The organism is Streptomyces sp. YS-3, from assembly GCF_045257485.1.
GTDB lineage: Bacteria > Actinomycetota > Actinomycetes > Streptomycetales > Streptomycetaceae > Streptomyces.
The window spans coordinates 1-6,711 of sequence record NZ_JBJHPC010000404.1 but is presented as its reverse complement, the minus strand read 5'-3'; the positions used below and the strand labels follow the sequence as shown (position 1 = coordinate 6,711).

Annotated in this window: 8 protein-coding genes; 6 read left to right on the top strand and 2 right to left on the bottom strand. The window is 72.6% G+C overall.

Features of this window, described 5'->3' with window-relative positions:
• A partial coding sequence (locus tag ACJA3G_RS26500; RefSeq protein ID WP_406555562.1) for an LON peptidase substrate-binding domain-containing protein occupies positions 1-1,095 on the bottom strand: 1,095 nt, incomplete at its 3' end.
• Positions 1,096-1,254: 159 nt separating this feature from the next.
• Here ACJA3G_RS26500 and ACJA3G_RS26495 point away from each other — a divergent pair.
• Together ACJA3G_RS26495 and ACJA3G_RS26490 are read left to right on the top strand one after the other, a co-directional pair.
• Positions 1,255-1,911: a GNAT family N-acetyltransferase gene (locus ACJA3G_RS26495; RefSeq protein ID WP_406555561.1), complete on the top strand. Its 657-nt coding sequence runs from the start codon at positions 1,255-1,257 to the stop codon at positions 1,909-1,911.
• Positions 1,908-2,447 carry a hypothetical protein gene (locus tag ACJA3G_RS26490; RefSeq protein WP_406555560.1) on the top strand — a complete coding sequence of 180 codons (540 nt, stop codon included), beginning with the start codon at positions 1,908-1,910 and terminating at the stop codon, positions 2,445-2,447. The genes ACJA3G_RS26495 and ACJA3G_RS26490 overlap by 4 nt, the downstream gene beginning before the upstream one ends.
• On the opposite strand, the gene ACJA3G_RS26485 is transcribed toward ACJA3G_RS26490, so the two are convergent.
• Positions 2,406-3,245 (bottom strand): rhomboid-like protein, encoded by an 840-nt coding sequence (locus ACJA3G_RS26485; RefSeq protein WP_406555559.1) that lies wholly within the window; start codon positions 3,243-3,245, stop codon positions 2,406-2,408. The genes ACJA3G_RS26490 and ACJA3G_RS26485 overlap by 42 nt on opposite strands.
• 213 nt (positions 3,246-3,458) lie before the next feature.
• On the opposite strand from ACJA3G_RS26485, the gene ACJA3G_RS26480 reads away from it, so the two are divergent.
• From ACJA3G_RS26480 to ACJA3G_RS26465, 4 genes are all read left to right on the top strand, one after another.
• Positions 3,459-4,145: a spermidine synthase gene (locus ACJA3G_RS26480; RefSeq protein WP_406555558.1), complete on the top strand. Its 687-nt coding sequence runs from the start codon at positions 3,459-3,461 to the stop codon at positions 4,143-4,145.
• A gap of 84 nt (positions 4,146-4,229) precedes the next feature.
• A complete protein-coding gene (locus tag ACJA3G_RS26475) occupies positions 4,230-4,967 on the top strand; it encodes a response regulator transcription factor (RefSeq protein WP_067163879.1) in 738 nt (245 codons plus the stop codon).
• A complete protein-coding gene (locus ACJA3G_RS26470) occupies positions 4,964-6,112 on the top strand; it encodes a sensor histidine kinase (protein WP_406555557.1) in 1,149 nt (382 codons plus the stop codon). The genes ACJA3G_RS26475 and ACJA3G_RS26470 overlap by 4 nt, the downstream gene beginning before the upstream one ends.
• A gap of 281 nt (positions 6,113-6,393) precedes the next feature.
• Positions 6,394-6,711, top strand: a 318-nt coding sequence (locus ACJA3G_RS26465) for a 2-oxoglutarate dehydrogenase E1 subunit family protein (RefSeq protein ID WP_406555556.1), incomplete at its 3' end; no start/stop codon positions are given.

Here is a 6,711-nt window from a genome sequence, read left to right as displayed (position 1 = left end):
GTACCTGGCGGTCCGCAAGCGCCGCCCCCCGACCACGCCCAGGCCCCGGTCGGCGCGGCGCTTGCGGACCGCCAGGTACTCGGTGATGCGCTCCTTCACGTCATCGAGGCCCGCGTGTTCGGCGTCCAGGACCGCGCGGGCGCCCGTGATGTCGTAGACGTCCTCCGTGCGCTCCTGCCAGGGCAGCTCCAGGACGGTGTCCAGCCAGGTGCGGATCCAGGAGCCCTCGGGGGACTGGTCGCTGGAGCGCTCCAGCTTCTCGACCTCCTTGAGGGCGGCCTCGCGGACCTTCCCGGGCAGGTCGGCGGCCTCCACCCGGGCCCGGTAGTCGTCGGACTCGTCGCCCTCCGACTCGCCGTTGAGCTCGCGCAGCTCCTTGCGGACGGCGTCGAGCTGGCGGCGCAGCAGGAACTCGCGCTGCTGCTTGTCCACGCCCTCCTGGACGTCCTTGGCGATGGCCTCGGCCACGTCCTGCTCGGCGAGGTGCTCGCGCAGGTGCTGGGTGGCGAGCTTGAGCCGGGCGACCGGGTCGGCGGTCTCCAGGAGCTCGATCTTCTGGGCGGTGGTGAGGAACGGCGAGTAGCCGGAGTTGTCGGCGAGGGCCGAGACGCCCTCGATCTGCTGGACGCGGTCGACGACCTGCCAGGCACCCCGCTTCTTGAGCCACTCGGTGGCGAGCGCCTTGTACTCCTTGACCAGGTCGGTGACGTGGCCGGGCAGCCGTTCGGGGACGCTCTCCTCGACCTGGGCGCCCTCCACCCACAGGGCGCCGCCGGGGCCGGTGGTCCCGGCGCCGATGCGCACCCGGGCCACGCCGCGGATGAGCGCGCCGGGGTCGCCGTCGGAGAGCCGGCCGACCTGCTCCACGGTGCCGAGCACGCCGGTCGCGGCGTAGGCCCCGTCGATGCGCGGGACGAGCAGCACCCGGGGCTTGCCCGCCGAGGGGCCGTCGGCCCGGACCGCCGCCTGGGCGGCTTCCACGGCGGCGCGCACCTCGGTGTCGGACAGGTCCAGCGGCACGACCATCCCGGGCAGCACGACCTCGTCGTCGAGCGGCAGCACAGGCAGGGTGAGCGGTGCGGACGAGTGAGCCATGATCTCCCCTTCGGCAGTCAAGTTGAGCTATGCCGACTCAATGCATGTGAGCCCGGGAATGTTCCCCCGGCCGTGTTCGCTCTGAGCGATCACCTCTTGTAAGAGTCACGGGCCGCCAGGGACTATTACTTCCTCGCTACGTCAACCAAGGGGGCGGTCATGGAGTCGGTACCGGAGCTCGTCGAGGCCTGGACCAAGGGATGGGTCGTCTCGCGCGGCGCGGCGGCGCCGGTCGCCGAGCCGTGGGGGTGGAGCATCGACGTCGGCCAGGTCAAGCACGTGTGCCGGCACGTCGTGCCCGAGCCCGACGAGGCCTCGGTGCGCAAGCTGGCCGGCACGGCCGGCCTGCCCGGCACCTGGCTGAAGCTCTTCGCGGACGACGACACGGTCCGGCCGTGGCTCGGTCCCGGCTGGGCGTACGACCAGCCCGGCTTCCTGATGACGGTGCCGCTGGCCCCGGCCGAGGCGCGGGTCCCGGCCGGTTACGCACTCACCCGCTGGACCACCGGCGGCGTCCTGCGCGTCCTGGTGCGCACCGCCGACGGCCACTTCGCCGCCCGCGGCCAGATCGCCCCCACCGGCGCGACCGCCGTGGCCGACCAGATCGAGACGGCGCCCGGGCACCGGCGCCGCGGCCTGGGCAGCGTCGTCATGCGGACGCTCCAGAGCGGCGCCTACGCGACGGGGGCCACCACCGGCGTCCTGGTCGGCACCCCCGAGGGCCGGGACCTGTACGAGGCGCTCGGCTGGACGACGCGCTCACCCATGGCCAGCCTGTACTTCGCTCCCACCGATCCGGCATCCTCGGCTGCATGAGCCTCATGGGCAGGACCACCACCACCGGAGCACTGCTGCTCGCCACCCTGCTCGCGGCGACGGCCTGCGACTCCGCCGACTCGACGGCGGACGGCGCCTCCAAGTCGCCCACCCCGGCGCCGAGCACGACCCTGAGCGCCCAGCCCCCGTCCACCGCTCCGACCCCGGACACCTCCCCGTCGGGCACATCCACCGCGCCCGTCCGGCACGGGCAGCTGCTCGGGCTCGTGGTGAGCGGCGGTTTCGCGGGGGTGCACAACGAGCTGGTGGTCAAGGACGACGGCTCGTACACCTCCACGCGCCGGGACGGGCAGCAGACCACCGGCACGCTGACGCCCGACGCCCTGGCCAAGCTGCGCGAGGCGCTTGCGGACGCGGACTTCGCGCATCTGCCGCCGCGCCCGACCGGGCGCCCGGTGGCCGACGCGCTGATGTACCGGTTCACGTACGAGGGACACGTCGTCCTCACCGACGACGTGCACCAGACCCCGGGGCTACGGGCCGTACGGGCCCAGCTGCCCGTCGGCTACCGCTGACGGGCCGCCGCCGGGCCGGGCGGCCCGGCGCAGCACCGGCCAGCAGACGACGCCGACGACGAGGGCGGTGGGGTGGCCCCAACTGGCCAGCGGGTCCGCCATGTCCAGCAGGTCCTGGGTCAGGAGCACGGCCATCACCCCGAGCATCGGCCACCGCAGCAGCGGGGGCAGCAGCCCGGCGAGCGCGCCGACGCTCGCCATCAGCCCGAAGCTGATGCCGTAGTCCAGGCGGTGCAGCGAGGAGTCCGGCAACTGACCCGCTGCGACGGAGACACCCACCGGCACCTCGGTGACCAGCGTCGCCACCACATGGCCGAGCAGGAACACCCCGGCCGCGCGCAGGCCGCCGACGCGGCGCTCCAGCGCGGTGAGGACGAAGACGAAGCCGACCGCCCACGGCGAGGAGATGCCGCCCGCGATCCACAGCGCGCTGGCCACCAGCACGAGCACCGGCGTACGCGTCAGATGCTGCACATCGGTACTGGAGCCCTCAAGGAGCGTGCGGACCGTGTCCGGGTCGCCGAACTCCATGTAGAGCGAGGTCAGAAGCAGCAGCAGGGTGTACCCGAAGGTGAAGGGCGTGCCGACCGGAGTCGGTACGAGGCCGGCGGCGCGGCGCAGACAGGCGCGCACGCCCGGCCCGGCGGCCGGCTCGGGGCCCGCGGCGGCCGTCACCGGGGTCCGTGTGATCCCCCCGCCCTCCGGCGCCACGTCGGCCGTCCTCTCCGGAGCCGTCGGGCGCTGCCGCGGGATGCCGTCGAGCAGCCCCGCCTGTTCGCGTGTTCTCTCAGGGTGCACCGGTGAGGCCCCTTCCACCGGGCGCCACGCTCGCACCCGGAACCACAAGCCACGCCGGTGATCGTCCGGCCTTGCCGCTTACGCTTGTACAACGCTCACCCTCTGCGAACGCTCCCGTCCGCGTCTATGACTTGTGCCACATCGGACAACCTTTGACGCAGGCCGCGCGTCGGCCTCCGAGCCGTTCGCTCCGCTTCCCGAGGAGGTCTTCCGATGTCCGTCGCCGACCCGATCGCCACCCCGGTCGTCCTCGACCGGCGCGAGGGGCCGTACGGGGAGGTGGTGCTGCGCCGGCGCGGCCCGCACTTCGAGATCATCGCCAACGGCACGTTCCTGATGGACACCTCCGACGGACGCTCCGAGCGGCTGTTGGTGGACGCCGCGTACGAGGCGCTGGCGGACGGCCGCGAACGGCCCTCGGTGCTCATCGGCGGGCTCGGTGTCGGCTTCTCCCTGGCGCACGCCGCCGCGGACCGGCGGTGGGGCCGGATCGCCGTGGTGGAACGTGAGTTGGCCGTCATCGACTGGCACCGCTCGGGCCCCCTCGCCCCCCTCTCCGAAGCCGCCCTCGCCGACCCGCGCACCGAGGTCCTGCACACCGATCTGGTCGCCCATCTGACGAGCACCGCGGACACCTTCGACGCGCTCTGCCTGGACATCGACAACGGCCCCGACTGGACCGTGACCCGGAGCAACGACAGCCTCTACTCCCCCGCCGGCCTCGCGGCCTGCCGGGACCGGCTGACCCCCGGCGGAGTGCTGGCCGTCTGGTCGGCGCAGCCGTCGGCCGCCTTCGAGGAAGCTCTCCGTAATGCCGGATTCCACGGGGTTAGGACCGAAGAGATCACAGTTGCCCGGGGCGTCCCTGACGTGGTCCATCTCGCCGTTCGCCCTGCGTAGCCGGGACGCGGCCGGTGCCTCTAGTCTCTGACCGACACAGGGGATCACCCCACGGATCCCCGGAAGCAATATCAGGGCGGGGCGATGGAGCAGGCACACACCACCCACAACGGCGTAGCGGCCACCCCCGGCGCCCAGCGCCGGGTGCTGGTCGTCGAGGACGACACGACGATCGTCGACGCCATCGCGGCACGGCTGAGGGCCGAGGGCTTCCAGGTCCAGACCGCCCTCGACGGACCCGCGGCCGTCGACACCGCGGAGGCGTGGCAGCCGGACCTGATGGTCCTGGACATCATGCTGCCGGGCTTCGACGGCCTGGAGGTGTGCCGCCGCGTGCAGGCCCGCCGGCCGGTCCCGGTGCTGATGCTGACGGCCCGCGACGACGAGACGGACATGCTGGTCGGGCTCGGCGTCGGCGCGGACGACTACATGACCAAGCCGTTCTCGATGCGGGAGCTGGCGGCCCGGGTGCACGTACTGCTGCGCCGGGTCGAGCGGGCCACGCTGGCCGCGGCCACCCCGCGCACCGGCATCCTGCGCCTGGGCGAGCTGGAGATCGACCACGCGCAGCGCCGGGTCCGGGTGCGCGGCGAGGACGTCCACCTCACCCCGACCGAGTTCGACCTGCTGAGCTGTCTGGCGAACACCCCGCGCGCGGTGCTCTCGCGCGAGCAGCTGCTCGCCGAGGTCTGGGACTGGGCGGACGCCTCGGGCACCCGTACCGTGGACAGCCACATCAAGGCGCTGCGCCGGAAGATCGGGGCCGAGCGCATCCGCACCGTCCACGGCGTGGGATACGCGCTGGAGACCCCGGCGCCATGAGCCGGGCGGCGGCCGGGGCGGTGCACGGGCGGACCCGGCGGGACGGGCCCCGCGACCGGGTGCGCGAACGGCTGCGGGGCGGGCTGCGGGAGGTCTCCATCTCCATCAAGACCAAGCTCGGCTCGCTCGTCGTGGTCTCGGTCTTCATCACCACCGGGCTGCTGATGGTGGCCGTGCAGACCCGTACCGAGCTGCGGTTCATCACCGTCTTCTCGGTGATCGCCACCCTGCTGATCACCCAGTTCGTGGCGCACGGCCTGACCGCGCCGCTGGACGAGATGAACACCGTCGCCCGGGCGATCTCGCACGGCGACTACACCCGGCGGGTGCGCGGCGCCGACCGCCGCGACGAGCTCGGCGACCTGGCCTCGACGATCAACCGCATGGCGGACGATCTGGAGGCCGTGGACCGCCACCGCAAGGAGCTCGTGGCGAACGTCTCACATGAGCTGCGCACCCCGATCGCGGCGCTGCGGGCGGTCCTGGAGAACGTGGTGGACGGCGTCTCGGCCGCCGACCCCGAGACGATGCGCACCGCCCTGAAGCAGACCGAACGCCTCGGCCGCCTGGTGGAGACCCTGCTGGACCTCTCCCGTCTGGACAACGGCGTCGTACCGCTGCGGGCGCACCGCTTCGAGGTCTGGCCGTACCTGTCGGGGGTGCTGAAGGAGGCCAACCTCGCGGCCTCCCGGCGCGGGCTCTCCTCCGGCTCCGGCAACCACACCCGTACCGACGTCCATCTGCACCTGGACGTGTCGCCGCCCGAGCTGACCGCGTACGCGGACCGGGAGCGGCTGCACCAGGTGGTCGCCAACCTCATCGACAACGCGGTCAAGCACTCGCCGCCGCACGGCCGGGTCACCGTACGGGCCCGGCGCGGCCCGCAGCCCGAGTCGCTGGACCTGGAGGTCCTGGACGAGGGTCCGGGCATCCCGAAGTCGGAGTGGCACCGGGTCTTCGAGCGGTTCAACCGGGGCGACGCCTCGGCGCCGCACGGGCCGGGCAGCGACGGTGGCACGGGTCTGGGCCTGGCGATCGCCCGCTGGGCGGTGGATCTGCACGGCGGACGGATCGGCGTGGCCGAATCGTCGCGCGGATGCCGTATCCAGGTCACCCTTCCGGGAGCGCCCCGGTCGGCGAATTGACGTAGGGTTCGAACCGGAAGCACACGTTCTGCGTGTGGGTAGGTACGAGCACATGGTCTTCGGGCCGTGGGGCACACGGTCCTCGGGGTCGTGGCCGCTGCGAGGCGTACCCATAGGAAGCAGAACCTGATCTGTTTCCCGCCAAATCCTGCCCTGAAACTCGCTTTCCGGTGTGACTTACGCGACTGTGGCACGCCCGGTCTGCACCTCCAGGCCAGGGAGGCGTAGCCTTGATTCCCGCTGTCCATCACCTTGTGAAGCGGAAGAGGGCGGTTGCCGCCGTGTCGTCTCAGTCCCCCAGTAATTCGAGCGTCTCGACCGACCAAGACGGGCAGGGCAAGAACCCTGCAGCCGGCTTCGGTGCCAATGAGTGGCTCGTCGACGAGATCTACCAGCAGTACCTCCAGGACCCCAATTCGGTCGACCGTGCCTGGTGGGACTTCTTCGCCGACTACAAGCCGGGTGTCTCCGGCGCGGCGGACAAGCCTGTCGAGGGTGCTCCCGCCGCAGCCGCGGGGGCTGCGGTAAGCGCCCCCGCCGCCGCCCCGGCCGCCCCGGCCCCGGCCCCCGCCGCCCAGGCTCCGGCCGCGCCCGCGCAG